22 protein-coding genes are annotated in these 21,596 nt (G+C 70.2%); 12 read left to right on the forward strand and 10 right to left on the reverse strand.

Annotated elements, in window-relative coordinates:
• Positions 1-11: 11 nt before the first annotated feature.
• The gene (locus tag I8E28_RS07610) at positions 12-1,517 is read right to left on the reverse strand and encodes a sensor histidine kinase (protein WP_200787389.1); all 1,506 of its coding nucleotides are present in this window, start codon (positions 1,515-1,517) and stop codon (positions 12-14) included.
• 136 nt (positions 1,518-1,653) lie between these two features.
• On the opposite strand from I8E28_RS07610, the gene I8E28_RS07615 reads away from it, so the two are divergent.
• Entirely contained in the window at positions 1,654-2,817 is a 1,164-nt protein-coding gene (locus I8E28_RS07615; protein WP_200787390.1) for a DNA topoisomerase IB, read from the forward strand.
• Positions 2,818-2,983: 166 nt separating this feature from the next.
• On the opposite strand, the gene I8E28_RS07620 is transcribed toward I8E28_RS07615, so the two are convergent.
• Positions 2,984-3,271 (reverse strand): GNAT family N-acetyltransferase, encoded by a 288-nt coding sequence (locus I8E28_RS07620; RefSeq protein ID WP_200787391.1) that lies wholly within the window; start codon positions 3,269-3,271, stop codon positions 2,984-2,986.
• Positions 3,272-3,340: 69 nt separating this feature from the next.
• Here I8E28_RS07620 and I8E28_RS07625 point away from each other — a divergent pair, with 69 nt between their 5' ends.
• From I8E28_RS07625 to I8E28_RS07640, 4 genes are read left to right on the forward strand one after another with little or no spacing between them, the layout of a single operon-like run.
• Positions 3,341-4,108: a carbon-nitrogen hydrolase family protein gene (locus tag I8E28_RS07625; RefSeq protein ID WP_200787392.1), complete on the forward strand. Its 768-nt coding sequence runs from the start codon at positions 3,341-3,343 to the stop codon at positions 4,106-4,108.
• 47 nt (positions 4,109-4,155) lie between these two features.
• Positions 4,156-4,404, forward strand: a complete 249-nt coding sequence (locus I8E28_RS07630) for a hypothetical protein (RefSeq protein ID WP_200787393.1) — start codon at positions 4,156-4,158, stop codon at positions 4,402-4,404.
• Positions 4,405-4,417: 13 nt separating this feature from the next.
• Positions 4,418-4,933, forward strand: coding sequence for a GNAT family N-acetyltransferase (locus I8E28_RS07635; protein ID WP_200787394.1), 516 nt, complete (start codon positions 4,418-4,420; stop codon positions 4,931-4,933).
• A 12-nt stretch (positions 4,934-4,945) separates the two neighbouring features.
• Positions 4,946-5,506 (forward strand): GNAT family N-acetyltransferase, encoded by a 561-nt coding sequence (locus tag I8E28_RS07640; RefSeq protein WP_200787395.1) that lies wholly within the window; start codon positions 4,946-4,948, stop codon positions 5,504-5,506.
• A 31-nt stretch (positions 5,507-5,537) separates the two neighbouring features.
• Here I8E28_RS07640 and I8E28_RS07645 read toward each other — a convergent pair whose 3' ends face one another.
• Complete coding sequence (locus I8E28_RS07645; protein WP_200787396.1) at positions 5,538-6,509, reverse strand: Bug family tripartite tricarboxylate transporter substrate binding protein; 972 nt, start codon at positions 6,507-6,509, stop codon at positions 5,538-5,540.
• A 476-nt stretch (positions 6,510-6,985) separates the two neighbouring features.
• Between I8E28_RS07645 and I8E28_RS07650 the strand changes: the two genes are divergently transcribed.
• Positions 6,986-8,347 (forward strand): glycosyl hydrolase family 8, encoded by a 1,362-nt coding sequence (locus tag I8E28_RS07650; RefSeq protein ID WP_200787397.1) that lies wholly within the window; start codon positions 6,986-6,988, stop codon positions 8,345-8,347.
• Between the two features lie 92 nt (positions 8,348-8,439).
• Here the strand turns inward: I8E28_RS07650 and I8E28_RS07655 are convergent, their stop codons facing one another.
• A complete protein-coding gene (locus I8E28_RS07655; protein WP_200787398.1) occupies positions 8,440-9,795 on the reverse strand; it encodes a WD40/YVTN/BNR-like repeat-containing protein in 1,356 nt (451 codons plus the stop codon).
• A gap of 246 nt (positions 9,796-10,041) precedes the next feature.
• On the opposite strand from I8E28_RS07655, the gene I8E28_RS07660 reads away from it, so the two are divergent.
• Positions 10,042-10,542 (forward strand): hypothetical protein, encoded by a 501-nt coding sequence (locus tag I8E28_RS07660; protein WP_200787399.1) that lies wholly within the window; start codon positions 10,042-10,044, stop codon positions 10,540-10,542.
• An 86-nt stretch (positions 10,543-10,628) separates the two neighbouring features.
• On the opposite strand, the gene I8E28_RS07665 is transcribed toward I8E28_RS07660, so the two are convergent.
• Together I8E28_RS07665 and I8E28_RS07670 are read right to left on the reverse strand one after the other, a co-directional pair.
• A complete protein-coding gene (locus tag I8E28_RS07665) occupies positions 10,629-10,793 on the reverse strand; it encodes a hypothetical protein (RefSeq protein WP_200787400.1) in 165 nt (54 codons plus the stop codon).
• Positions 10,790-11,386 (reverse strand): hypothetical protein, encoded by a 597-nt coding sequence (locus I8E28_RS07670; protein WP_200787401.1) that lies wholly within the window; start codon positions 11,384-11,386, stop codon positions 10,790-10,792. The genes I8E28_RS07665 and I8E28_RS07670 overlap by 4 nt, the downstream gene beginning before the upstream one ends.
• Positions 11,387-11,782: 396 nt before the next feature.
• Here I8E28_RS07670 and I8E28_RS07675 point away from each other — a divergent pair, with 396 nt between their 5' ends.
• From I8E28_RS07675 to I8E28_RS07685, 3 genes are read left to right on the forward strand one after another with little or no spacing between them, the layout of a single operon-like run.
• The gene (locus tag I8E28_RS07675) at positions 11,783-12,373 is read left to right on the forward strand and encodes an N-acetyltransferase (protein ID WP_200787402.1); all 591 of its coding nucleotides are present in this window, start codon (positions 11,783-11,785) and stop codon (positions 12,371-12,373) included.
• Positions 12,374-12,408: 35 nt separating this feature from the next.
• Entirely contained in the window at positions 12,409-13,677 is a 1,269-nt protein-coding gene (locus tag I8E28_RS07680; RefSeq protein ID WP_200787403.1) for an amidohydrolase, read from the forward strand.
• Positions 13,662-14,321, forward strand: a complete 660-nt coding sequence (locus I8E28_RS07685; RefSeq protein WP_338050738.1) for a trimeric intracellular cation channel family protein — start codon at positions 13,662-13,664, stop codon at positions 14,319-14,321. Before I8E28_RS07680 ends, I8E28_RS07685 begins: the two co-directional genes overlap by 16 nt.
• Positions 14,322-14,437: 116 nt before the next feature.
• On the opposite strand, the gene I8E28_RS07690 is transcribed toward I8E28_RS07685, so the two are convergent.
• Both I8E28_RS07690 and I8E28_RS07695 read right to left on the reverse strand, forming a co-directional pair.
• On the reverse strand, positions 14,438-15,640 hold the full coding sequence (locus tag I8E28_RS07690) for a M20 aminoacylase family protein (RefSeq protein ID WP_200787404.1): 1,203 nt from the start codon (positions 15,638-15,640) through the stop codon (positions 14,438-14,440).
• Positions 15,641-15,647: 7 nt separating this feature from the next.
• Positions 15,648-16,628: a tripartite tricarboxylate transporter substrate binding protein gene (locus I8E28_RS07695; RefSeq protein WP_200787405.1), complete on the reverse strand. Its 981-nt coding sequence runs from the start codon at positions 16,626-16,628 to the stop codon at positions 15,648-15,650.
• 146 nt (positions 16,629-16,774) lie between these two features.
• Here I8E28_RS07695 and I8E28_RS07700 point away from each other — a divergent pair, with 146 nt between their 5' ends.
• Positions 16,775-17,659 carry a LysR substrate-binding domain-containing protein gene (locus I8E28_RS07700; RefSeq protein ID WP_200790330.1) on the forward strand — a complete coding sequence of 295 codons (885 nt, stop codon included), beginning with the start codon at positions 16,775-16,777 and terminating at the stop codon, positions 17,657-17,659.
• 63 nt (positions 17,660-17,722) lie between these two features.
• On the opposite strand, the gene I8E28_RS20660 is transcribed toward I8E28_RS07700, so the two are convergent.
• Positions 17,723-19,327 (reverse strand): TIGR04290 family methyltransferase, encoded by a 1,605-nt coding sequence (locus tag I8E28_RS20660; RefSeq protein ID WP_239027199.1) that lies wholly within the window; start codon positions 19,325-19,327, stop codon positions 17,723-17,725.
• A 16-nt stretch (positions 19,328-19,343) separates the two neighbouring features.
• Entirely contained in the window at positions 19,344-20,426 is a 1,083-nt protein-coding gene (locus I8E28_RS07710) for a CgeB family protein (RefSeq protein ID WP_200787406.1), read from the reverse strand.
• 228 nt (positions 20,427-20,654) lie between these two features.
• On the opposite strand from I8E28_RS07710, the gene I8E28_RS07715 reads away from it, so the two are divergent.
• Complete coding sequence (locus I8E28_RS07715) at positions 20,655-21,530, forward strand: ion transporter (protein ID WP_200787407.1); 876 nt, start codon at positions 20,655-20,657, stop codon at positions 21,528-21,530.
• The last annotated feature ends 66 nt before the right edge of the window (positions 21,531-21,596 follow it).

A 21,596-nucleotide genomic window follows, 5' to 3' on the forward strand; every position in this document is an offset into this window, starting at 1 on the left:
GCGGGCCGTGCTCAGCGCGACGCCAGCGGCAGGCGCATGGAGAACGTCGACCCGCGGCCCGGGCCGTCGCTGCGCGCGCCCAGCTTGCCGCGGTGCATGCGCACCAGCGCGCGCGACAGTGCGAGCCCGACGCCAAGACCTCCATCGACGCCCGCTTGCGGCAAGCCGGACGTCTCGGCCTGCGCGAAGAGTTCGAAGATGCGCTCGAGGTCCTGGGCGTCGATGCCGCGGCCGTTGTCCTGGACTTCGACCTCGGCCTCGCTGCCGCAGCGCCGCGCGCGGACCTGGACACGGCCGCCCTCGGGCGTGTACTTGGCCGCATTGACGAGCATGTTCTGCACGACCTGCGCCAGCCGCGTGGGGTCGCCTTCAACCACCAGTTCCTCGTCGGCAGGCAGCGATACCGTCAGCTCGTGTCCGCGCGCATCGATCTGCGGCCGCACGGTTTCGATCGAATGCCGCACGACCTCGGCCAGCGACACGCGCTCGGGACGCAGCGTGATCTTGCCGGTCGTCAGGCGCGACACGTCGAGCAGGTCGTCCACCAGCCGGGTCAATTGCGTCAGCTGGCGGTCGATGATGTCGCGGACGCGTGCGTGCCGGTCGGGCAACTGCTTGTCCAGCTGCATCAGCGTGACCGCATTGCGGATCGGCGCCAGCGGGTTGCGCAGTTCGTGCGCGAGCATCGCGATGAACTCGCTCATGCGCCGGCTCGATCGCTCGAGGTCTTCCAGCCGCTTCTGCTGCGACTTGTCCTGCAGCACGACCGCGAAGCCCAGCAGCTCGCCGCTGCGGCCGTACACCGCGGTGGTGACCGACTTGGCCCAGAAGCGGCTGCCGTCGTGGCGCACGCGCCAGCCTTCCTCCTCGATGCGGCCGTGCCGCGTCGCGCCGTCGAGCGTCGCCTGCGGATGCCCGGCTTCGCGATCGGCGTCGGGAACCACCAGCCCGAGATGCCGGCCCATGATGGTGCTGGCCGGGTAGCCCAGGATGGTCTCGGCGGCCTTGTTCCAGCTCTGCACGAGGCCACCGCGGTCGAGCATGAAGATCGCGTGGTCCTCGACGCTGTCCACCAGCAGCCGGAAGCGCTCCTCGCTCGCGCGCAGCGCTTCCTCGTGCGCGCGGCGCTCGGTGAGGTCGCGCGTGACCTTGGCGAAGCCGGTGAGTTCGTGGGTAGCGGGATCGCGCAGCGCCGTGATCACGACGTTGGCCCAGAAGCGGCTGCCGTCCTTGCGCAGCCGCCAGCCCTCGTCCTCGAAGCGGCCGTCGCGCGTCGCGCGGCGCAGCTCTTCCTGCGGCCAGCCCGAAGCCACGGCCTCGGGTGGATAGAAGATGGAGAAGTGGCGGCCGAGGATCTCGCTGCGCGTCCAGCCCTTGAGCTTCTGCGCGCCGCTGTTCCAGGTGACGATCAGTCCCTGGGGGTCGAGCACGAAGATTCCGTAGTCGACGACAGCTTCCACCAGCAGTTGCAGGCGGTCTTCGATGTTGCCGGGGGAGGAGGTGGGTTCGGGGGTCAAACTCAGCTGGGAGTCAGGAAGCCAGCGCGCGATTATCCCGGTGGGAGGCGCTCATGCATAGTGTCGGCGCGTACCTGCCGAAGGTCGGTGCGAGCGCCTACGGCTCATCCATGCGAGCGCATCCACCATGGCGGCCATGCGCGAGGACAGCGAAGCCGCCCGCGACGTCGCGGCCGACGATTTCGAAGAGACCGCACGCTCCGCGGGGTTGCGTTACGTCTCCGACGAGGACGCCGGCCTCACGCGCGTGAACAAGGGCGACACTTTCGTGTACGTCAAGGCCAATGGCCAGCCCGTGACGGACGAGCGCACGCTGGAACGCATCCGCAAGCTCGCGATCCCCCCGGCCTACACCGACGTCTGGATCTGCACGCGCGCCGACGGCCACCTGCAGGCCACCGGCCGCGATGCGAAGGGGCGCAAGCAGTACCGCTACCACCCGCGCTTCCGCGAGGTGCGCGAGGAGACCAAGTACGAGCACATGATGGAGTTCGCTCGGGCGCTGCCGGACATCCGCCGCGCGATCGCCGGGCACATGGCCCTGCGCGGACTGCCGCGCGAGAAGGTGCTGGCCACCGTCGTGCACCTGCTGGAGACCACGCTCATCCGCGTGGGCAACGACGACTACGTGAAGGAGAACAAGAGCTACGGCCTCACGACGCTGCGCAACAAGCACGTCGCGGTGGAGGGTGCGGCGCTCAGGTTCGAGTTCAAGGGCAAGAGCGGCAAGACCTGGAAGCTGCAGGTGAAGGACCGCCGCGTCGCGAAGGTCGTGCGCGCCTGCCAGGAACTGCCGGGCCAGCGCCTGTTCCAGTACCACGACGACGATGGCGAGCTGAAGGAAGTCACCTCGGCCGACGTCAACGCGTACCTGCGCGAGATCTCCGGCCGCGACATCACGGCCAAGGACTTCCGCACCTGGGCCGGCACGGTGATGGCCGCGTTGGCGCTGCAGGAAGTCGAGCACGCGGAGACGCAGGCGGCGATGAAGAAGAACGTGAAAGCGGCGATCGAGCGCGTCGCGGCCCGGCTGGGCAACACGCCGACGATCTGCCGCAAGTGCTACGTGCACCCCGAGGTGCTGCAGGCCTACGCCGAAGGTGGCCTGCTGCTCGAGATCGGGAAAAAGGTCGAAGGCGAGTTGCAGGACGGCTCGCTGCGGCCGGAAGAAAGCGCGGTGCTCACGCTGCTGCAGGCGCGGCTGGAGCGCACGCTCGAAGGGCAGCTGTCGGACAGCCTCGTGGCGCTCGATGGGAAGGCACCCGCGAAAGGAAAGGCGAGAGCGGCCGCGCACGCGTGACGACCGGAGCTGTCCTAGCGGGCGGCGTTGTCGTTGAGGGCCTGACCCGCAATCCATGCTCGATCAACGATGGATTCCGGCTTTCGCCGGAATGACAAACGCGGGGTGTTGTCATTGCGGGCTTGACCCGCAATCCACGCGAAGGCGCGTGAGCGCCGCACCCTCCTCAGGCCGCCACGAGGTCCTGGTACTCCGGATGCCGCTGGATCCACGCGGCGACGTAGGTGCAAGACGGCTGGATGCGGCGGCCCGCGGCGCGCGCGTCATCCAGTGCGAAGCGCACCAGCTGCCCCGCGAGGCCGCGGCCTTCGAAGGCGGGATCGATCTCGGTGTGCACGAGCTCCAGCACTCCGGCGCGGTCGCGCCAGGCGAGATGGCCGGCAAGCCGGCCTTCGTGGTGGATTTCGTAGCGATGCTGCGCGTCGTTGCGCCGGGTCTGCGGTGTGTCGGCCATGCGGCGATTGTGCGGGGCGGCAGCGGCGCCGTGGTCTACTGGTGGCTCAGCAAGGAGCACGGGAGTTCCATGACGCACCGCATCGCGATCGGCCAGGTCGGCATGCACTGGACCACGCGCGAGAACATGGCGTCGATCGCGCAGGCGCTGCGGTTGGCGCAGGCGCAAGGCGCCGCGCTCTGCGCGTTTTCCGAACTGGCCATCACCGGCTTCCATCGGCAGATCGCACGCGAGGCGGTGCCGGAGATCGTCGCCCCGGCGGTCGATGAACTGCGCCGAGATTGCGCGCGCCTCGGCGTCGGCGCGGCGGTCGGTGCGCCGACGTTCGCGGAGGGCGGCGCCAGGTTCATCTCGCACCTGCTGGTCGACGAGCGCGGCGACATCGCGGCGACCGTGTCCAAGCAGGGGCTGACCGGACCCGAGGCCACGTTCTTCCAGCGCGGGTCCTCGCGTCCCGTCGGGCGAGTGCAAGGGCTGCGCTGTTCGGCCGTGATCTGCCGCGAAGTCGAAGACCTCGAACAGGTGTCGCAGGACCTGCCGCACGGCAGCGTCGACTTGGTGTTCGTGCCGGGCGCGCTGCGGCAGGACCCCGACAAGCCGCGCACCGACCCGCCCGAGTACGTTCGCCGGATCCAGCGCCTGGCGCGCGCGACCGGCGCGTACGTCGTGCAGACCAACTGGCCGAACGCGCTGAACCGCCCGGAGGACAGCGTCGACGGCGGCGAGAGCACCGTGGCGAGCCCGGAAGGAGAGGTCCTGTTCCGGCTGCCGCGGCAGGCATCGGGCGTGGCGGTGTTCACGCTGGGCGAGTCGCGCTTCGACTGGCATCCGCAGTGACGTCGCCGGTCGCAGGTACATTCCTTCCATCTGCAGGAGACCTTCGCATGGGCACCGCTTTCTGGATCCGCCGCTTCGCCTTCATGTTCGTGATCGCCTTCGTCATCACCGGGGGCTCGCAACTGCTGCGCGGGCGGGCGGTCGAAGCGTCGCTCGAGCATGGCCTGCTCTGGGGTCTCGTCTCCGCGGCCGTCTTCGTCGGCGGGCGCCTGTACCAGTCGCGGCGCGGCCGGCACTGCGCGTTGTGCAACGACATCGCCGCCGCACCCGGCGGGGAGCCGCCGCGCGCGGGCTGACCCGGTGGCGTCGGTGCCGGCGATTCGCGACGCCACCACCGGCGACTGCCGCGCGGTCGCCGAGGTGCACGTCGCGTCCTGGCGCGGCGCTTACGCGCACCTGCTGCCTTCCGCGTTCCTCGCCGGCCTGTCCGTGGACCAGCGCGAAGCGTCGTGGCAGTCGGTGCTGGCCGAAGGCCACTCGCAGTTGCTGGTCGCCGAAGCGAAGGGCGAGATCGTCGGCTTCTCGTCGTTCGGTGCCAGCCGCGATGCCGATGCACCGGCCGGCCGCGGCGAGTTGTGGGCGCTGTACGTGCATCCCGGTGCGTGGTGCACGGGCACCGGCCGTGCGCTGTGGCAAGCCACGCGCGGGCGGTTGCAGGCGCGCGACTTCACGAGCGCCAGCCTGTGGGTGCTGGAGGGCAACCAGCGCGGCATCGCCTTCTACGCCAAGTCCGGCTTCGCGCCGGACGTGGGCAGCGGGAAGGAATTCGACCTCGGGGGCACGCGCCTGCGCGAGGTGCGGATGCTCGCCAACCTGCTGGGCTAGCATCGTCGCGGCATGGCTGACGCATTCCCCACCCTCACGACTGGGCGGCTCACGCTGCGCGAGATCACCGACGACGACGCGCCGGAGCTGCTGCGCATCCACGGCAATGCCGACCACATGCGCTGGTTCGGTGTCGACCCGATGCCGGACCTGGAAGCCGCGCGCGACCTGATCCGCCGCTTCGCTGCCTGGCGCGACCAGCCGAATCCCGGCACGCGCTGGGGCATGCAGTTGCACGGCGAGCCAGGGCTGATCGGCACGTGCAGCCTGTTTTCCTGGCACCGCCAGTGGCGCAAATGCGCGACTGGCTACGAGATCGCGCCGGAGCACGCCAACCGCGGGCTGATGCGCGAGGCGCTCACCTGCATCCTCGGCTGGGGCTTCGCGCACATGGACGACCTGAACCGCGTCGAGGCGCAAGTGCATCCCGACAACACCGCGTCGTTGCGGCTGCTGGGAAAGCTGGGTTTCGTGGAGGAGGGGCGGTTGCGCGAAGTGGGCTACTGGGGCGGGCGCCACCACGACCTGCTGCAACTGGCACTGCTGCGCAGGGACTGGCGCGGCGTCGCCTGACCCCGCGCCAGCTCGTCGAACCCAGGCCGCGTCAGTCGGCCTTGATGTTCCCGGCCTTGATCACGCGGGCCCACTTCTCGAGCTCCGCCTTCTGGAACGCCGCCATCTCCGCCGGGGTCTGGCCGCCCGGGTCGATGCCTTGCGCCACCAGCTTGGCCGTGATGTCGGGGTCCTTCACCGCCTTGATCATTTCGGCGGCGAGCCGGTCGACGATGGGCTGCGGCACGCCGGCCGGCGCGAAGATCGCCTGCCAGGACACGATCGAGAAGCCGGGCAGGGTCTCGCCGATGGCGGGCACGTCGGGCAGCGAGGGTGATCGCTTGTCGCTCGTGACGCCCAGCGCGCGCAGCTTGCCGGCCTTGATGTGCGGCAGCGCGGGCGCGAGGTTCTCGAAGATCACGTCCGCACCCTGGCCGGACAGCAGCGCGTTGAGCGACTCGGCGCTGCTCTTGTAGGGCACGTGGACCATCTTGCCGCCGGTGAGCTGCTCGAAGAACACGCCCGACAGGTGCTGCGACGTGCCGTTGCCGGACGACGCGTAGTTGATCGAGCCGGGCTTGGACTTCGCCGCGGCCATCACGTCCTGCAGCGACTTGTACGGGCTGTCCGCGCGCACGACCAGCACGTTGGGCATGGAGCCGATCATCGTGATGGGCTTGAAGTCACGGATCGGGTCGTACGGCAGCTTGCTGTAGAGGCTGGCGTTGATCGCGTGCGAGCTGATCGTGCCGCCCTGGATCGTGTAGCCGTCGGGCGCGGCCTTGGCGGTGAGGTCGCTGCCGTTGCTGCCGCCGGCGCCCGGCTTGTTCTCGATCACGAACGTGGCGCCAAGGCCGTTGGCCGCCTTCTGCGTCACCAGCCTTGCGAGGATGTCCGTCGTGCCGCCGGGGCCGAACGGCACGATGTACGTGATGGGCTTGGACGGCCACTTGTCCTGCGCGTGCAGGGCAGGGGAGGCAGCGGCCACGGCGAGGGCGGCGGCGATCAGGGCGCGGCGGTGCATGGAAGGTCTCCTGAAGAGCTGTTGCACGGCCATCTTGGAGGCCCGCGAGCGCTGTTGTCGACGGGGCCAACCCGCATTCAATGCACGCCCGAACGCTGGTTTGCAGCCTACGGCAGAGCCACTTCGCGCCTACGGCAGAGCCACCTCGGGCCTACGGCAGAGCCAGGAATGGCTCAGTCTGTCGCAAGTCGTGTCAGGGGCCGTCCTACATACCTAGTGACGAGCTTCGGCCCGACTGTGGGCCTCAGCCATCGCCACGGCGGAGCCGTGTGACCTGTTTGGCGTTATCGCATCACCGTCGCGTATCGCCAGGCCAACGCGACGGTTGACCGGCTCAGTTACTCCTTGTAGGCAATGTCCTTCGGCATGTGGGAGTGGTCCTACTACAGTCGCGGCTCTTCGCTGACGCAGCCCTTCACGGCCTGCCTCGGCTGTACCCAGAGGCTCCCCGCGAGCCCCACCAAGGAGAACCAACAATGCGACGACGACTCTTCATTTCTTCCGGCTCTGCAGTTGGGGTCAGTGCTGTGCTGGCAGCTTGCGGCGGTGGGGGCGGCGGTGGCTCCCAGGCGGCAGCCGGCGAGAGCAGTGTCTCCAGCGCCGTCGTCCCGACGCCGGCTTCCGCGGGTGCGGCGATCCCCCCGGCCGCCGTCTCCGGCCCGAACCGCTACCCGTTCGGCGCCCGCCTGGAGGCGTACCGCGCCGGCGTGATGCCGAACAACGTCTCCAACGCCAGCATGGACGAGACGATCAAGCGCAGCTACGACGCCTGGAAGGCGATCGCGGTGGTCGACGTGCCGACCGTCAGCGGCGGCAAGGCCATCCGCTTCGGCAACAGCCCGGACGCCCTGGCCGTGTCCGAAGGCATGGGCTACGGCATGCTGATCACCGTGCTGATGGCGGGCCACGACCCGCAGGCACGCGCCATCTTCGACGGCCTGCTGACCACGGTGCGTGCGCGCCCCGCGTACAGCATCCCGCACCCGGTCGCGTCCAAGTACCTGATGGACTGGAAGCTCACGATCGACGGCTCGTCATCGTCGTCGGCCGGCGGTGGCTACAACGCCATGGACGGCGACCTCGACATCGCGATGGCGCTGCTGATGGCCGACCGCCAGTGGGGCTCGGACACGGGCAGCTGGAACTACAAGCAGGAAGGCATCAACACGATCGAGGGCATGAAGGCGTACAACTTCATGGCCGACGGCACCTCCAAGGGCCTCGCGACGCCCGACGTGAGCCGCACCTCCGACTACATGATCGGCCACTTCCGCGCCTTCGCGAAGGCGACCGGCGACTCCTGGTGGAGCACCACGGTGATCGACCGCTGCTACTCGCTGATCGACCGCATGCAGACGGTGTTCTCGCCGGGCGTGGGCATGATGCCGGACTTCATCGTCGCGACCGACACGGCCGCGCCGATCCCGTCGCCGGGCTTCCGCGGTGACTTCGTCGACACCGAGATGCACTACTTCGCCAACGCGCAGCGCAACCCGTGGCGCTGGGGCACCGACTACGTGCTGTCGGGCGACGCGCGCTGGAAGAACGTGCTGGACAAGATGATGGTGTTCTTCGAGCGCGACACCGGCGGTGACCCGGCCAAGACGGCGACCGGCTACACGCTGGCGGGCAACGCGGTCTCGCGCCCGTACCCGGTTTGGACGCCCAAGGGCGTGGTCGGCCCGCAGCTGTGCGGTGCCATGATCGGCGGCGAGCACCAGTCGTACCTGAACGCGCTGTGGACGTACAACGCCGAGAACTTCAGCACCACCTACTACGACGCCGAGCTGCAGCTGCTGCCGATGATCGTGGCGTCGGGCAACTGGTGGAACCCGTAAGCCGCGGCTGAATCACGCAACAAAGACATCGGGGCGCCTTGGGCGCCCCGATGTGCTTTCCGGACAGCCCCGTGGCCGGGGCGGGTCGCGCCTTACGGCATGCCCAGGGAGCCGGAGAACCGGTACACGTTGCCGGTGACGCCCAGGAAGGTGCCGGTCGCGGCGATCGCTCGGGTGGCGGACGGATTGATCGCGACCGAGCGCCAGTTCGTCTCCCCGCCCGGCGGGTTCGACACTTGCGAGAAGGTCGCGCCGCCGTCCGTGGACATCAGGATCCGGCCGCCGTTGGAATCTGACGCCGAGGCGAGGATCACGTTGCCGGTGGTCGACATGCTCAGGCTGGTGAAGTCCAGGCCCTCGCCGTAAGCCAGCGTCCAGTTCGCGCCGCCATCGTGCGAGATGTAGATCCCGGTCGACGGGCCCGCGTACTGGTTGTTGCCAGCCGCCACGACCGTGTTGCCATCGGCCGAGGCTGCCATCCGGTACCAGCCGCTGTTGACCGCCGCACCGTTGACAGTGACCGCGAGCGGAGCGAAGGTCGCGCCGCCGTTGGTGGACTTGTACATCCTGCCGTCGCCTGCGCCGGCGTACAGGGTCGTGCCGTCGGTCGATCCCGCCAAGGCGCGGAACTTGCCGGTGAGCTGCGCGCCCCCGCTGGTGGCCGCCGTGAACGAGGTGCCGCCGTTGTTCGAGCAGTAGACCGCGCCGTCCATGATGGCCGCGCAGATCCGCGTGCCCGTGCTGGACATGAACACGGACTCGTAGGCTTGGCCCGCGAAGCCAGCGCCGGGCACTTCGGTCCAGCTGGTGCCGCCGTTGCTGGAGATGAACATGCTGCCGAGGAACTGCACGGCCGCCAGGCGCGTGCCGTCCGCCGACGCCTTCATGTCGATCCAGCCGACGGCGCCATTGCCCTGGCCGATCGGCTGCGCAGTCCAGGTGCTGCCGCCGTTCGTGGAAAGCCGCAGGGAGCCGCCGGCGCCGTCGATCGAGCCGGCGAGCATGACGCTGCCGGTGTCGTTGATGGCGACGCGGTGCCACATTTCCGGCGCGAGCGTCGTGGTGCTCCAGCCGGCGGGCATCGGGGCCGGGGCGGACGTGGGCGCAGGCGTCGGCGCAGCGGTCGGTGCAGCGGTCGGCGCAGCGGTCGGTGCAGCCGTCGGAGCTGCGGTCGGCGCGGCCGTGGGGGCAGCGGTCGGTGCGGCCGTCGGCGCGCCCGTGGGGGCGGCGGTCGGGGCGCTCGTCGGAGCCGACGTCGGCGCGCCCGTCGGCGCAGCCGTCGGCGCCGTCGTCGGCGCGGCGGTCGGGCCGGATGCCGCGGGCGGCTGGACATTGGGCGTCGCGGCCACGACACCATCGTCGCCACCACCTCCGCCGCAGGCCGCAAGCCACAGCGCAGCGAGCGCAACCGTGACGCGGGGCGAAATCTTCTTCACTTGCTGGTTCACCACTGACCTCCCTTCGCGCAAACCTCGTGCGCGGTGCCGCAGATGGTCACGGCGCGACCGCACGGCTGACGTAGGACGGCTTTGCCGTCCGCTGGCACCAATGGGCCATGTGGCTCAGGGATGGAGGAGGGTCGCGCGTGCGTGGACTGCTTGCGCGCGCCGATGCACGCGCCGGAATCGGCGCGCGCACAACACAACCGTGCGCACCTGATTGCATACTGTCGTGTTACGGCGTAGAAGGTTTCCATGTCGCTTCGCAACCTGTTCCAGCGTGAAGGCTCCGACAGCCCCTCGACCTACCTCGAGACGGGCATGCACACCGTCGAGGACCTGCGCCATGAGTACCTGGAGCTGGTCGACGACTCGCTCGACCGTGGCGGCATTCCCGTCGGCTGCGTGGAAGTCGAGATCCGCCACCTGGGTGCCGACAAGAACGGCAAGCCGCTGTTCTCGGCGATGCTGCGCATGACCGCGTGGGAACGCCGCTCGGGCACGCGCCTGCTGCTCGGTCTGCCCCTGCTCGAGCGTGGCGTGCGCAAGCTGCTGGCGGGCAGCTGGCTGCCGGACGTCTCGTCCTTCGCCGGGCTGTGGCTGCACCCCGCCACGCCGGTGCTCTCGCGCGACGTCGCGCGCGAAGTCAGCGTGCTGCTCGCGCAGATCGAGCAGCAGTTCGAAGGCGCCAAGCCCGCCGAGTCGATGTGGAGCATGCCGCCGGAGCTCCAGTCCGACCCGCCGACCGGCAGCTGATCACGGCGCCAGCCGCCGCAGCACACGGCCGACCGCGGCGCGAAACCGCAGGGACCAGAGCGCCGTCACGCCGCGGGCAAGCCGCGTCAGGCAAACGGCAGCATCGCGGCGAGGGCCAGCTTGCCGGCGCCCACGACCGCCATCAGCGCGGTGTCGCGGCCGGCATCGCCGGTTCGCCGTCCTTGCCATGCGGACAGCACGCAAACGCCGCCGAGCATCGCCAGCAGCAGGGCCACATCCATCTGGGTCATGCGTCGCACTCCTGCGCACGCGCGGCCTGCGCGGGCTGCTGGTAGCGCACCAGCCACGACAGCACGTGCGCGTCGCCGCCGGTCGCTTCCGCGATGCGTTCTTCCACGTCCAGGGTCCGGGACAGCTCGATCTCGGCCCGCACCAGCACGCGGTCGCGCCGTTGTTCGATTTCCAGCGTGCAGGCACCGCACTCGGCCAGCACCTGCTGGAGCGGCGCACGGTGCGAGCGCATCGCGTCGATGCGCATGAAGAGGATCGGGACCATCGACGTGCCGGCCTCCGGATCCACGTAGGTGTGGACGCTCGGGATGCCGAACGAAACGCAGGTGCCGTAGGCCCGCTCGAGGACCCGTCGCGCTTCGGCCAGGGCCGTGCCGCTGCCGGCGAGGATCTGTCCGCCCGCACCGTGGCGGACGATGCGGAAGGAGCCGGGCCTCGACAGCAGGTCGAGCAGCGGCTGGCTCGCGAAGGCGGGCACCGCGTCGCCGTTGGCCGTCACCAGCTGGCGCAGGGGCAGCAGGTCGAACGGGTCGCGCATCGGCGCGGCGTCCAGCAGGGCAAGCGTGCGCTTGCCGGGCGTCTGAACATGCATGGGAATCTCCAGTCGCGCGAGCCGCACGAGGGGACTGCGGGGCTCGCTGGCGCGCCGGGCTTCAGCCCGGTGGTCGATGGATGGCGCTGGAAAGGAAGGAGACGACCGCCGGGCCTAGGAATCTGCGGGCGTTCGTTGCACGCCCGCCCATGCATGCGCGACCGCACGCGCGACCACGCCGGCGGCGTGCTCGTTGCGGTGTAGGTGCTGGAAGGCGCGGCGTGCCATGCGCGTCAGTATAGGCAACGGGTCGGAGAACGGCGGCATTCTGGCAAGGGACGCGGGGGCATCACGCCCGCGCGACCCGCGCTTCCGCGTGCTTCCTATACTCCCGCCCCGCCATGCACCCACGCCCGTTCCGATCGAGCGCCGGTGTCCCCGCCCGCGAGCCGCGTCATGCGCATTGACGTGTCCCTCGCGCACCGCGACCTCGACGCCGAACTCGCCTCGTTGCACGCGCGAATGCAGCGCCGCGGTGAGGCGTTGCACGCCCTGCCGACGCTCGCGATGCACGTGCCGATGCCCGGTCTGGCCGTGCGGTACCGGGAAGTGGACGGCGAGTTCCACCTGTACGTCGAGGACCGTGCGCGCGGCGTGCTCGCCGGCTGCACGGTGTTCCAGCGCGTCGCCGAACTGGATCGTCACGCCGGCCGCCACGTGCGCAGCCCGCATTCGCGCTATGCGCACGCCTATCGCCGCCGCGGCCTGGCCAGCGCGCTGTATCGCTGGGCGCTGAATGCCGGGCTGTGCCTGCTCAGCGGCCCGCGGCAATCGGCTGGCGCGCACCAGCTCTGGCTGGCGTTGGCCCGTTCGTACGAACTTGCGCTCGTGCACACCGGCGACAGCCAACTGCGGCTGCTGGGTCCCGATCGCGAGGGCCGGGCCATGGGCGACCTCGGCACCCGCATGTTGCTGCTCGGCACCGGCTGGACGCCGGCGAGCGCGACGGGAAGCTCGGCCATCGTGGCGCACGTAGGAGCCTGCTGACGGCAGCAGCCACCCTGCGGGCGTACTCTGGCCCCATGGCCCGTGACGCGGCAACCGCTGCCGACCCCATCCTGGATGGGCTGGACGCCATGCTTCCCGCGCTGGAGGTCCTCTACAAGGACCTCCACTCGCATCCGGAGCTGTCGATGCAGGAGAGCAGGACCGCCGCGGTGGCCGCGGAGCAGTTGCGCGCCGCCGGCTTCGACGTCGCCACCGGCATCGGAGTCACCGGCGTCGTCGGGCTGCTGCGCAACGGCGACGGCCCCACGGTGATGCTGCGTGCCGACATGGATGCCCTGCCGGTCGAAGAGTCCACCGGCCTGCCGTATGCGAGCAAGGTGACGGCGACCGACCGCACCGGCCACGACGTGCCCGTGTCGCACATGTGCGGCCACGACATGCATGTGACCTGGCTGGCCGGCGCGGCCAGGCTCCTGGCCGCCGCACGCCCCGCCTGGCGCGGGACGCTGCTCGCCGTCTTCCAGCCGGGCGAAGAGACGGCCGAGGGCGCGCGCGCCATGATCAACGACGGCCTGTTCGCGCGCTACCCGAAGCCGGACGTCGTGCTGGGCCAGCACGTGATGGTCGGCCCCGCCGGCACCGTCGCCGGCCGCGCGGGCGCAATCACGTCCGCGGCGGACAGCCTGCAGATCCGGCTGTTCGGGCGCGGCGCGCACGGCTCGATGCCGCAGGCCAGCGTCGACCCCGTGGTGATGGCCGCGGCCACGGTGATGCGGCTGCAGGGGATCGTCTCGCGCGAGGTTGCCGCGGCCGAGGCTGCCGTGGTGACCGTCGGCGCGCTGCAGGCGGGAACGAAGGAAAACGTGATCCCGGACGAGGCCGTCATCAAGCTCAATGTGCGGACCTTCGACGAAGGCGTGCGCGCGCGCGTGCTGGCCGCCATCGAGCGCATCGTGAACGCCGAGGCGCAGGCCTCGGGTGCGCCGCGCCAGCCGGAGATCACGGCGCTCGACAGCTATCCGCTCAATGTCAACAACCGCGACGCGAGCAAGCGGCTGGTGGACGCCTTCCGCGCGCACTTCGGCGCCGACCGCGTGCGCGAGACGGGTGCCGCGCCGGCGAGCGAGGACTTCGGCTCCTTCGGCACGGACTGGCGCGTGCCCTCGGTGTTCTGGTTCGTCGGCGGCACCGACCCTGGCGTCTACGACGCGGCGAAGAAGGCCAACCGGCTGAACCAGCTGCCCGTGAACCACAGTCCCAAGTTCGCGCCCGTGCTGCATCCCACGTTGCGCATGGGCGTGGAGACGCTGGTCGTCGCCGCCAGGACGTGGATGCCCGCCTAGATGCCGTGCTGCACGTGGAGTGGCTTCCCTATGCGCTGGATCTCGCCGGGGCCTTCGTCTTCGCGCTGAGCGGCGCCATGGCCGGTGTCAGGCACCGGCTGGACCTGTTCGGCGTCCTGGTGCTGTCGTTCGCGGCGGCCAACACCGGTGGCATCACGCGGGACCTGTTGATCGGGGCGGTGCCGCCGGGCGCCATCAGCGATTGGCGCTACCTCGGCGTGTCCGTGCTCGCCGGGCTCCTCACGTTCTGCTTTCCCTCGCGCCTCCGGCAGGAGTGGAACCCGGTGCTGCTGTTCGATGCCGCCGGGCTGGCGCTGTTCGCGGTCACCGGCGCCGGCAAGGCGTTGGCCCACGGATTGAATCCGGTGATGGCGACCCTGCTGGGCATGTTGACCGGCATCGGGGGCGGCCTCGCGCGCGACGTCCTGCTCGCGCAGGTGCCCACCGTTTTGCGATCGGACCTGTACGCGGTCGCGGCGCTCGCCGGTGCGGCCGTCGTCGTGATCGCGAGCCAGCTGCAGCTGGCTCCGGGGCCTGCGGCACTGGCGGGTGCGGCCCTGTGCTTCGGGATGCGCGTGCTGGCCATCCGGAACAAGTGGCAGCTTCCGGTCGCCGGGAGCGTGGCCGGCCCGCCCCAGGAGTAGCGGCCCGCCGCACAGGAACTCTCCGATGGGCAGCAGCGAGGCCAGCCAGACCGCTGGACGCCGGCCTCGAACCATGCAGGCAGGGGCATGGGCGGCGCCGTCGCGGCACCGCCCGTTCAGCTGGCTTGCCGCTCGCGCTGCCCGGGCGCCAGGAACCGCTCGGCCAGCGCCACCCAGAAGGCCGAGCCGACCGCGATGTTGTCGTCGTTGAAGTCGTACCCGGGGTTGTGCACCATGCAGGCGGACGCCGCGTCCCCACTGCCGTCGCCGTTGCCGATCAGCACGTAGCTGCCCGGCACGCGCTCCAGCATGAAGGCGAAGTCCTCGCTGCCGGTCAGGGGCTCGGCCTGCGAGACCCGGTCCGGACCCAGCAAGCCCAGCGCGACGTCGCGGGCGAACGCCGTCTCGGCCGGCGTGTTCACCAGCACGCAGTAGCCGCTGCGCCACTGGACGTCGGCCTGCACGCCGAAGCTGCGCGCCTGCAGGTCGACCAGCTCGCGGATGCGCCGCTCCAGCAGGGCCCGCACGTCGCGGTCGAGCGAGCGCACCGTCAGTTCCAGCGTCGCGGTGGAGGGGATGACGTTGTTCGCGCGGCCGGCGTGGAGCGCACCCACCGTCACCACCGCCGGTTGGAGAGGAGGGACGTTGCGGGACACGACCGTCTGCAGCGCCATGACGATGCCGGCCGCGGCCACCAGCGGGTCTGCCGCCTTGTGCGGCATCGCGCCATGGCCGCCGACACCGGACAGCACGATGGTGGCGTAGTCGCTGGACGCCATCATCGCCCCGTCGCGCAAGGCCATGTGCCCCTGCGGGATGCCCGGCATGTTGTGCATGCCGAAGATCGCATCGCAGGGATAGCGGTCGAACAGGCCGTCCTCGATCATGCGCAGCGCGCCGCCACCGCCTTCCTCGGCCGGCTGGAACACGAGGTGGAGCGTGCCGCTGAAGCGGCCCTGCTCGGCCAGGTGGCGCGCCGCGGCCAGCAGCATCGCGGTGTGGCCGTCGTGGCCGCACGCGTGCATGACACCGGGGTGCTCGCTGGCCCATTCGCGGCCGCTCGCCTCCGTGATCGGCAGGGCATCCATGTCCGCGCGCAGGCCGAGCCGGCGCTGCCCGTCCCCGCGCACGAGGCGGCCGACGACACCGGTGCCGCCGATGCCAACTTCGACGTCGTAGCCCCACGCCTCCAGCTTGCCCGCGACCAGGTCCGCCGTCCGGTGTTCCTCGAACGCCAGTTCGGGATGGCGGTGGATGTCGCGGCGCAGGCCGATGAATTCGCCGGCCCGTTCGGCCAGCGCCTCCAGCAGGTCCGTCATCGGCGCGTCACTGCGGCTGCAGGTTGATCGACCTGGCGACGGCGCGGTAGCGCGCCATCTCCGTCTCGAAGTACTTCGTCGCGTCCGGCAGCGACATGACCGGCGACGGCTCCTGGGTCTGCAGCTTCAGGGCCGAGATGACGTTGGGATCGCTGAGCGTCTTGCCGATCGCCGCGTGCAGGCGTTGCACGACCGGCTCCGGTGTGTTCTTCGGCACCATGAAGCCGGTCCAGGTCTTGTACTGGAAGTTCTTCAGCACCTGGCCTTCGCTGACGGCCGGCACGTTCCTGAGCAGGTCCGAGCGGTGCGCTCCGAGCTGGCCGATCACCTTGAGCCGGCCCTGGTCAGCCATCGCGCCCATCGCGGCGCTGTACACCAGCACCGCGAAGTCGACCTGGCCGCCGCCGACGTCCTGCAACAGCGGCGCGTTGCCCTTGTAGGGAATGTGCGTCGCCTTGAAGCCGCTGACCTGCTGCATGTTCTCCACGATGAAGTGGTAGAGCGATCCCACGCCCACGCTGCCATAGCTGAGGGGCTTGTCGCCGGACTTGCGCGCCAGCGCGATCAGTTCGTCGACGTTGTTGACCGGCAGGTCCTTGCGCGTGAGCACCACCATCACCGCATCGGCGATCGGGGCCACCAGCCGGAAGTCCTCCGCCTTCAGGCGCACCGAGGAGATGGCCAGCGGCGAGAGGATCACCTCGTTGGGCGAGCCCTGGAAGACGGTGTAGCCGTCCGCGGGCGCCGACAGGACCTTCTGCGCCGCGATCGTCCCGCCGGCGCCGCCCAGGTTGTCCACCAGCACCGGCTGCCCGAGCTCCTTGCCCAGCGGCGTGTGGAAGATCCGCGCGATGGCGTCCGACGGGCCGCCCGCGGGGTAGGGAACCATCAGGGTGACCGGCTTGGCCGGGAAGGCCTGCGCCTGCGCGCCCACCGCCAGCAGCATGCCGGCAAGCAGGGCCAGCGTCGTCGTCGCGATCCTCTTCATGCGTGTCTCCTGCGGCGCGTTCGCGCCATCGATGACCGCCGTCCGGGCGGACGGTGGGAGTCGGCGCATCCTAGGAACCGGCATCCATGATGTCCAATGCATTGTTGTCCTGTTAGCATGAGTTGGATGAATGGATCGAACCGCCCGTGACGCTGGTCCAGCTGCGCCATGTGATCGCGCTCGTCGAGGCCGGCTCGTTCAGCCGCGCGGCCGAGGGACTGTTCCTGACGCAACCCGCACTCAGCCGCAGCGTCCGCGCGCTGGAAGATGAACTCGGGCAGGCACTGTTCGACCGCGTCGGCCGCCGCATCGAGCTGACCCTGTTCGGCGGCGAGTTCCTGCAGCGCGCGCGGCAGATCGTGTTCGAGGTCGACGACATCGCGGCCAGCAGCGTCCGTCTGCGCGAGGGCCGCGCCGGCCGCCTGCGCGTCGGCATGGGCTCGGGGCCGGGGGCGATGCTCATGACGCCGCTGCTGCTGGAGATGGCCAGGCACCATCCCGAGGTGCACGTGGCGGTCAGCCGCGGCAGCACCGACCGGCTCGTGCAGGCGCTGCGCGAGCGCCAGCTGGACGCACTCGTCATCGACGCCCGGTCGCTGTCGCCGTCGTCGGACCTGCACCTCGTGACGCTGTCGGAGATGCGCGGCGTGTTCATGGTGCGCAAGCGGCACCCGTTGCTGCGCACGCGGGGCCCGTTGCGGTTCGAGGCGCTGCGCAAGTTCCCCATCGCGTCGACGCCCCTGAGCGACGAAGTGGCGCGCGTCCTCGTGGAGCTCTACGGGCCGGCGGCGCACCCGGAGCAGTGCGTCACGCTGCGGTGCGAGGAAATCGCCAGCCTCGTGGACGTCGTGCGCGACAGCGATGCGGTGCTGCTCGCCATCCGCGCCTCCGCGCCCGACCTGGTGGAACTGCCCATGAAGCCCACCATGACGGGCAAGGCCCGGTTCGGCCTGGTCACGCTGGCCGGCCGCGCGTCGCCGGCGTCGCTGTCGATCCTGCGCGACCTGGCGCAGCGGGTGCTGCACGACTGAACGGGTGTGCCGCCTTCGCGGGGACGACCGACTCTGGTCCACGGCTCCCCAGGAACGACAGAGTCACGCTGTCCCCGCCGCCCAACTCCCCCGCGGGGGGTACACCGCGCGCTGCCCGCTCGGATGCGGCGCCAGCGGCTCCCACTTGCACAGGAACACTTCTTCTTCCGGATGCGCGACCACGGCGAAGCCGGCGCTGCGCAGCATCGCCGCACTGCAGGCCGCATTGGGGATCCACCAGTTCGTCTCGTCGTGCGAGTACTGGTGTTCGACGAAATGCAGCCGCGGGTACGACGGGCGCTGGAAGACCTCGGTCTCCCAGAAGTCGTGGTCCGGCGCGATCGGCTCGAGGTCGGCGCTGCCGCGCTGCAGCGACTGGTACAGCAGCAGGTCCCTGGCGACGTGCTCGTGCACCAGGTCCAGCGCCAGCAGCGGATGGCGCAGGTGGTACACGAGGCCCATGAACAGCACGAGGTCGAACTTCTCGCCCAGTTGCGCGACGTCGTACACCGGCATGCGGCGGAACTCGACGTCCTGGCCCAGCACCTCGGCCGCGAAGCGTCCCTGGTCCAGGTAGTAATCGTCCATGTCGATGCCGACGACACGGTCCGCGCCGCGGCGCTTCATCTCCAGCGAATAGAAGCCGGCGTTGCAGCCGATGTCCAGCACGGTCATGCCATGGAGGTCGGCGGGCAGCACGTGTGCGAAGCTCTGGAACTTCGCGCGCGGGAAGTCGCCCAGGAAGTGCGCCGGCGCGGTCGGCACGCCCAGCAGGTCGATGTTGTGGAACCAGTCGCCCAGCTCCTGCACGCGGCGCTCGATCTCGGCCTTGCCGAACAACCTGCCCGTCGTGCGACGGGGCACGTCGCCGGGACGCTTCACCAGGGAGTCGCCGCTCGCGCTGCACACGGTCGCAGGCCGGATCGCTTCGGCGGGCTCTCCGCGCTTGCGCGACCCGAGCAGGTTCAGCGCCTCGCGGTAGCCGTGGACGGTCCCGGTGTCGACGTAGGCCTGGCCGGCGCGCACGCCCACCGCGCGGCCGCCGCGCTGGATCCACGCGTTGACCAGCGTACCCATGTACTCGTCGCGGCGCTGGCGTTCGATCCACAGCGCCTCCAGGTCGTGCAGCAGCCGGCCGGGCATCTTGAAGGCGCCCCAGATCCAGTTGCTCTTCGCGTCCGGATGCTTGACCTGGATCTCCTGCACGAGGTCGTCGGCGTCGGTCACTACCGCGTCGAAGTGCTGCGGTCGGTCGACGGGGAACAGCAGGAACGACAGGCGGTCGTCGGGCAGCTTCGAGAAGCCGTCCTCCGGAAACCAGATCGTGTCGGGCAGTCCGACCAGCACCGGTTCGCCGGCGGGAATGAGCGAGGTCGCGCGGAAGATCGCATCGCACAGCCCGGCGGGCTTGGGTTGCACCACGTAGCAGAAGTCGCTGGAACGCGCGTGCGAGCCGTAGTACTGCACCAGGTCGCTCTTGCCCGGCGCGACCACGAAGCAGATTCGCGTCGCGCCCGCCCGCAGCATGCGATCGACCAGGTATTCGCTGACGGCGCGCGGCTTCTCGACGTCGCCCACCAGGTTGCTGCCGACCGGCAGCAGTTCCTTGGAGAAGCCGAGCGGCTGGATGCGCGTGCCCAGGCCGGCGGCCGGGATGATGCCCCACATGGCGTGCTCCTTGTCGTCAGGCAGGCGCGAGCGTCTCGTCGAGCAGCGCCTCGAGTTCCAGCGCGCGGTGCGCGGACGTGTGGTCGGCCAGTGTGCGCTCGAGCGCGGCCGTCGCGATGCGCGCCCGTTCGGCGTCGGTGAGTTCCATCGCGGCGATCACGTCCTCGGTCGTTCGCGCGACGAGGATCTCGCGGCCGGGTTCGTAGAACGCGTCAAGGCCGTCCCACCAGTCGCTGATCACCGGTGTGCCGCACGCGGCCGCCTCGAACAGGCGGCCCGGCGGGCAATGGCCGTTGTCGGCCATCACCTTGCGCGTGACGTTCAGCGTGAAGCGCGACGACGAGAAGAAGGCCGGGTGCTCCGGCGGCGGCACGTGGCGCGCGAAGCGGATGCTGTCCGTCCACGGAAAGTCGGCCGGGTACTGCGCACCGCCGATGAGGAACGCGCGGGATGGCAGCCGCCGCGCGGGCTCGATGAACAGCGCCTGCAACGCAGCCTGCCGGCCGGCCGCGTACGTCCCGAGATACGACAGGTCGGCGCGGAAGGACTCCACCAGCGGCACGCGGCGGTGGACCTGCGGGTCGACGTGGCCGTACAGCGTCGCGACGCGGCGCGCGCCGAGGCGATCGCGCAACTCCTGCAGCGACGCGCCGCCGGTGTAACTGAGCACCAGGTCGAAGTCGCGCAGCCCGCGCGCGCCGATGTAGGGCACGCAGCGGCCGGCTCGCAGCGCCTCCAGCGTCACCGGCGTGTCCATGTCGTAGAACACCTGGGCCGCGCGCGTGTCGCTGTCGGCCATCAGCTGCATGGCGGCGGTCGCGTCGGCGCAGTACGAGGTGACGATCACGGCGTCGGCGGCCCGAATCTCCTGCGCGGCGCGCGTGCGCACCTTGTCCCAGTCGTCGTAGAGAAGCAGCTCGCCGCCGGGCAGCTGCGTGCAGTCGCGGTGCTCGGCGTAGTACGGGACGTCGCGCTCGAAGAAGGTCACCGTGTGCCCGCGCGATGCGAGCGCACGCCACAAGCCGCGCCACAGCGTCGCATGGCCGTTGCCCCAGGACGAACTGACCGTCAGGCCGAAGATCACGAGGCGCAAGGTCATCCTTTCACGGCGTGCGGTTCATCGTAGCCTCCGTCGTCCCCGCGGAGGCGGGGACCCACCGCTTTCCTGCCGCGCTCCGTGGAAGCGATGGATTCCCGCCTTCGCGGGAATGACGGCTCTTCCGTCGTCCCCGCGGAGGCGGGGACCCACCGCTTTCCTGCGGTGCGCTCCATGGAAGCGGTGCATTCCCGCCTCCGCGGGGACGGCGAATCCCGGGACAATGCCGAGATGGACCGTCCCGCCCCCGACGCGCCGCCGCCGCAACACTGGCGCCACCGCCTGTACCGGGTGATCTGGGAATCGGACACGCCCGCCGGCCGCGTGTTCGACCAGATCGTGGTGGCAGCGATCCTGCTGAGCGTGGGCGTCGTGCTGGCCGACAGCGTGCAGGGCTGGCACGCGCGCTGGGCCGGCCCGTTCACGGCCCTCGAGTGGTTCTTCACGGTGCTGTTCACGCTCGAATACCTGGCACGGCTCGTGAGCGTGCCGCAGCCGCTGCGCTACGTCTTCAGCTTCTTCGGGATCGTCGACCTGCTGGCCGTGCTGCCGACGTACCTGGCGCTGTTCGTGCCCGAGCTGCACGCTCTCATCGACGTGCGCATCCTGCGGCTGCTGCGGATGTTCCGCATCTTCCGGCTCACGGCGTACGTCGAGGAATACCAGGCGATGGGCGAGGCGCTGTGGGCCAGCCGGCGCAAGATCCTCGTGTTCCTGGCCGCGGTCGTGATGATCGACCTGGTGATGGGCACGCTGATGTACGTCGTCGAAGGCCCCGAGCACGGCTTCGTCGACATCCCGACCTCGGTGTACTGGGCCATCACGACGATGACGACGGTCGGCTTCGGCGACATCACGCCCCGCACGGACATCGGGCGCTTCATCGCGTCCGTCATGATGCTGGTGGGCTGGGGCACGCTGGCGGTGCCCACGGGCATCGTCACCGCGGAGATGACCATCCGCCGGCATGCCGGGCGGCCCCTGCCGGAGAGGACGCGCACCTGCGGGGGCTGTGGCGCCGGCGGCTATGGGCCGGAAGCCCGCTTCTGCCAGCAGTGCGGCCGCGCCTTGCCGGCCGTTGCCCCGGCGCCCGGCACGCAGGATTAGGTGTTTGCCTACGCGTGACTCGTCCGTCGCGGCGCACACTCGCCTGTTGCCCAACCCATCCACGCC

The organism is Ramlibacter algicola (genome assembly GCF_016641735.1).
Lineage (GTDB): Bacteria > Pseudomonadota > Gammaproteobacteria > Burkholderiales > Burkholderiaceae_C > Ramlibacter > Ramlibacter algicola.

Excerpts from the sequence above, each read along its gene's own strand:
- I8E28_RS07620 (WP_200787391.1), bottom strand. The coding sequence starts at position 3,271 with ATGGCCGACACACCGCAGACCCGGCGCAACGACGCGCAGCATCGCTAC.
- I8E28_RS07615 (WP_200787390.1), top strand. The coding sequence starts at position 1,654 with ATGCGCGAGGACAGCGAAGCCGCCCGCGACGTCGCGGCCGACGATTTC.
- I8E28_RS07665 (WP_200787400.1), bottom strand. The coding sequence starts at position 10,793 with ATGACCCAGATGGATGTGGCCCTGCTGCTGGCGATGCTCGGCGGCGTT.
- I8E28_RS07630 (WP_200787393.1), top strand. The coding sequence starts at position 4,156 with ATGGGCACCGCTTTCTGGATCCGCCGCTTCGCCTTCATGTTCGTGATC.
- I8E28_RS07715 (WP_200787407.1), top strand. The coding sequence starts at position 20,655 with ATGGACCGTCCCGCCCCCGACGCGCCGCCGCCGCAACACTGGCGCCAC.
- I8E28_RS07645 (WP_200787396.1), bottom strand. The coding sequence starts at position 6,509 with ATGCACCGCCGCGCCCTGATCGCCGCCGCCCTCGCCGTGGCCGCTGCC.
- I8E28_RS07625 (WP_200787392.1), top strand. The coding sequence starts at position 3,341 with ATGACGCACCGCATCGCGATCGGCCAGGTCGGCATGCACTGGACCACG.
- I8E28_RS07670 (WP_200787401.1), bottom strand. The coding sequence starts at position 11,386 with ATGCATGTTCAGACGCCCGGCAAGCGCACGCTTGCCCTGCTGGACGCC.
- I8E28_RS20660 (WP_239027199.1), bottom strand. The coding sequence starts at position 19,327 with ATGTGGGGCATCATCCCGGCCGCCGGCCTGGGCACGCGCATCCAGCCG.
- I8E28_RS07660 (WP_200787399.1), top strand. The coding sequence starts at position 10,042 with ATGTCGCTTCGCAACCTGTTCCAGCGTGAAGGCTCCGACAGCCCCTCG.
- I8E28_RS07695 (WP_200787405.1), bottom strand. The coding sequence starts at position 16,628 with ATGAAGAGGATCGCGACGACGACGCTGGCCCTGCTTGCCGGCATGCTG.
- I8E28_RS07650 (WP_200787397.1), top strand. The coding sequence starts at position 6,986 with ATGCGACGACGACTCTTCATTTCTTCCGGCTCTGCAGTTGGGGTCAGT.
- I8E28_RS07680 (WP_200787403.1), top strand. The coding sequence starts at position 12,409 with ATGGCCCGTGACGCGGCAACCGCTGCCGACCCCATCCTGGATGGGCTG.
- I8E28_RS07675 (WP_200787402.1), top strand. The coding sequence starts at position 11,783 with ATGCGCATTGACGTGTCCCTCGCGCACCGCGACCTCGACGCCGAACTC.
- I8E28_RS07690 (WP_200787404.1), bottom strand. The coding sequence starts at position 15,640 with ATGACGGACCTGCTGGAGGCGCTGGCCGAACGGGCCGGCGAATTCATC.
- I8E28_RS07710 (WP_200787406.1), bottom strand. The coding sequence starts at position 20,426 with ATGACCTTGCGCCTCGTGATCTTCGGCCTGACGGTCAGTTCGTCCTGG.
- I8E28_RS07640 (WP_200787395.1), top strand. The coding sequence starts at position 4,946 with ATGGCTGACGCATTCCCCACCCTCACGACTGGGCGGCTCACGCTGCGC.